Raw genomic sequence first — 2,882 nt, 5'->3', positions numbered from 1 at the left:
GCCCGCGGGCGGTGCCGCCCGGCAGCCGGCCAGCGCGGCCGTGGCGGCGGAGAGCCCGAGTCCGAGCAGCGAGCGACGGTTGACCGGCATGGCTGGATCATGCCAGGCCGGCGGGGGCGCAGACACCGTCGTCCGGAACACCGGCGTGGTCGCCGCCCTCTGGCGCCTCGTCGCGCACCCGTCGGCGGGGTCGCCGACCGCGCGGCACCCGCTAGGCCGGTGGCTCGTCGGCGGCCTGTTCGTGCCAGCGGGCGCGCCAGGCGGCCTCGTGCTTCTCGTAGGTCGTCCGCTCGTGGAGGGCCGCCTGCCGCAGGGCTCGCCGGGCGTCCGCCATCACCACCACCTCGACGGCCACCAACGCCACGCAGATCGCGGTCAGCAGGGCGAAGGCGGCCAGCGCCGGCAGGTGCGTCGCGACCGGGACGGCGGCGGTGAGCACGAGCACGGTGCCGACCCGACTCCAGGACAGGGTGCGCAGGGTGCGCAGCTGGAACAGCATGTCCGCGCACAGGTAGCAGATCACCCCGCCGAACAGCAGCGGTACGCCGGGGCCGTGCGCCGGCTCGGCGAGGCCGATCGACGGGTCGGCGATCTGCCGCACGATCTCCTCGGCCCCCAGGGCGAACAGGATCACCCCGGCGATCATCACCAGGTGCAGGTACGCGTACGCGTCGCGGGCCATCGACACCCGGGCGCGCCCCTGCGCGACGTGCTGCGCGATCCGGGCGGCCGGTGCGACCACGTCGTAGTGCGCCCACCAGAGGGCGGCGGTGAAGACGATGCCCAGCACGGCCGCGGTGATCGCCGGCCAGGTGACCGGCTGGCCGAGGAGGTTGCCGCCGACGCCGACGGAGATGATCGACTCGCCCAGCGCGATGATCAGGATGAGGTCGTAGCGCTCCGTCCAGTGTTCGGCGGAGGTGACCATCCAGCCCCACGCGACGGCGACCAGTCCGCCGCCGTACTGGAGCAGGACGACGCTGATCCAGAGCCCGTCCCGGACCATCCCGGCCAGGCCCGCGTCCTCGATCCGCGGCGGGATCAGCGCGGCGCCCAGCAGCAGCAGGGTGCTGGTCACCAGCTCCGGGAAGTACTTCAACAGCAGTCGCCGCTCGCCGGGCCGCTCCTTGGCGACGTGCCAGTACAGCAGCAGGTGCACCCCGCGGATCACCACGTAACTGACCGCCACCACCATCGGCCCGGCGGCCGTCTGTTCCGGGTCGCCGAACGCCTGGGGCAGCGACAACGCGAAGCAGAACACCGCCGCCATCCCGGCGACCATCAGCACCGGGACGAAGCCTTCGCCCAACCGGACCCGGGTGGCCACCACGCTGTGCACCACCCAGCACCACCACAGCACGGCCAGCACGAGCATGGCGTGCAGCAGTTGCCGGCCGGTGATGTTGGCGGCGGTGGCCCGGGTGATGATGAAGAAGGAGAAGACGAAGACCAGGTCGAAGAAGACCTCGAACCGGTCCACCCGGGCGCCCGGCGCGATCCCGACGGCCGGGCCCAGCCGCCCGCGCCACCGGTTTCCCACCAACCCACTGTGCCAGCCGACGACCGGCCGGGGGCCGGATTGGAAGTCGGCCCCTTCGCTCGATCGCTACTCGCACCGGTCCTCGGCGCCCCGGCCGTACGGTTCGCAGCAGTCGACGCGGTGCCGGTACACCCGCAGGTCACGCCCGCGCCGGTGGGCCCGCTCGGAGGTGATCTCGTACAGGCATGCCTGCCACCGGACGGTTTCCCCGCCGCCGGGGACGACCTGACCGTCACCCGGCCCGCCGCGCAGCAGCACCTCCACCCGATCGACGCTACGTGGTGTCCGGGCCGGGAGCGGGCGGTACGACCGCGCTGCCCGCCGGCGGCAGCGAGGGGTGACCGATGCCCGTGGGACCGGTCGACGCCGGTGCGGGGGTCTCGATCGGGGGTCCGACTTTCCCCCAGGTATGGACCTGACCGCCCCCCGCACCCCATACTTAGGTGGATGGCTAAGTATTCGGGTGATGGTGGCGGCGCGGTCGACGCGTCGCTGGACGACGTGTTCCACGCGTTGTCGGACCCCACCCGCCGGCGCGTCGTCGAACTCCTGGGCCGAGGCCCCGCCACGACCAGCGACCTCGCGCGTCCGTTCGACATGGCACTGCCGTCGTTCACCCAGCACCTGAGTGTTCTCGAGCGCTCGGGCCTGGTGACCTCGGAGAAGAAGGGACGGGTGCGGACCTACCGCCTGGCGCCCCGGTCGCTGGAGCTGGCCGACAGTTGGCTCGCCGCGCAGCGTGCGCTCTGGACCCGCCGCCTCGATCAACTCGATTCGCTTCTCTACGACCTGAAGGAGCAGCAGACATGACCGCCTACACCACGAACCCCGAGCTCGACCTGGTCCTGGAGCGCACCGTCGACGTCGCCCCGGAACTGGTCTGGAAGTGCTGGACCACGCCCGAGCTGATCGTGCGGTGGTTCGCCCCGCAGCCCTGGTCGACCTCGTCCTGCGAGATCGACCTCCAGCCCGGCGGTCGGTTCCACACCGTCATGCGCTCGCCGGAGGGCGAGGCGTTCCCCAGCGACGGCTGCATCCTGGTGGTCGAGGAGGGCTCGACGCTGGTGTTCACCTCCGCCCTGGCCCCGGGGTTCCGCCCGCAGGTCGCCGAGGACGGCTTCCCGTTCACCGCGGTGGTCCGCATCGCGCCGGACGGCGCCGGTACCCGGTACACCGCCACGGCGATCCACGCCGACGCCTCGGCCCGCAAGCAGCACGAGGACATGGGCTTCACCGAGGGCTGGGGCGCGGCGCTCGACCAGCTGGTGGACGTCGCGAAGTCCCTCTGATCCGCGACCGGGGCCCACATCGGAGCGGACCGGCCGGGGCGGTCGACGTCGGG

At 72.6% G+C, this 2,882-nt stretch carries 4 protein-coding genes; 2 read left to right on the top strand and 2 right to left on the bottom strand.

The features are described 5' to 3' along the window. Window positions 1-211 precede the first annotated feature (211 nt). A complete protein-coding gene (locus JNW89_RS33260; protein WP_238452057.1) occupies window positions 212-1,543 on the bottom strand; it encodes a low temperature requirement protein A in 1,332 nt (443 codons plus the stop codon). 63 nt (window positions 1,544-1,606) lie between these two features. Further along, window positions 1,607-1,804 (bottom strand): hypothetical protein, encoded by a 198-nt coding sequence (locus tag JNW89_RS33255; protein WP_238452056.1) that lies wholly within the window; start codon window positions 1,802-1,804, stop codon window positions 1,607-1,609. Window positions 1,805-1,987: 183 nt separating this feature from the next. Between JNW89_RS33255 and JNW89_RS33250 the strand changes: the two genes are divergently transcribed. Then, the gene (locus JNW89_RS33250; protein ID WP_238452055.1) at window positions 1,988-2,350 is read left to right on the top strand and encodes a helix-turn-helix transcriptional regulator; all 363 of its coding nucleotides are present in this window, start codon (window positions 1,988-1,990) and stop codon (window positions 2,348-2,350) included. Further along, the gene (locus JNW89_RS33245; protein ID WP_238452054.1) at window positions 2,347-2,829 is read left to right on the top strand and encodes an SRPBCC family protein; all 483 of its coding nucleotides are present in this window, start codon (window positions 2,347-2,349) and stop codon (window positions 2,827-2,829) included. The genes JNW89_RS33250 and JNW89_RS33245 overlap by 4 nt, the downstream gene beginning before the upstream one ends. Window positions 2,830-2,882: the final 53 nt, after the last annotated feature.

The sequence above is a fragment of the Micromonospora sp. 4G55 genome (genome assembly GCF_016803375.1).
Note: the sequence above shows the minus strand (reverse complement) of the source record. Positions and strands in the feature narration are given on the sequence as shown.

What these genes read in the sequence shown, in the direction of transcription:
- JNW89_RS33250 (WP_238452055.1), top strand. Translation starts at nt 1,988, where the DNA reads ATGGCTAAGTATTCGGGTGATGGTGGCGGCGCGGTCGACGCGTCGCTG.
- JNW89_RS33245 (WP_238452054.1), top strand. Translation starts at nt 2,347, where the DNA reads ATGACCGCCTACACCACGAACCCCGAGCTCGACCTGGTCCTGGAGCGC.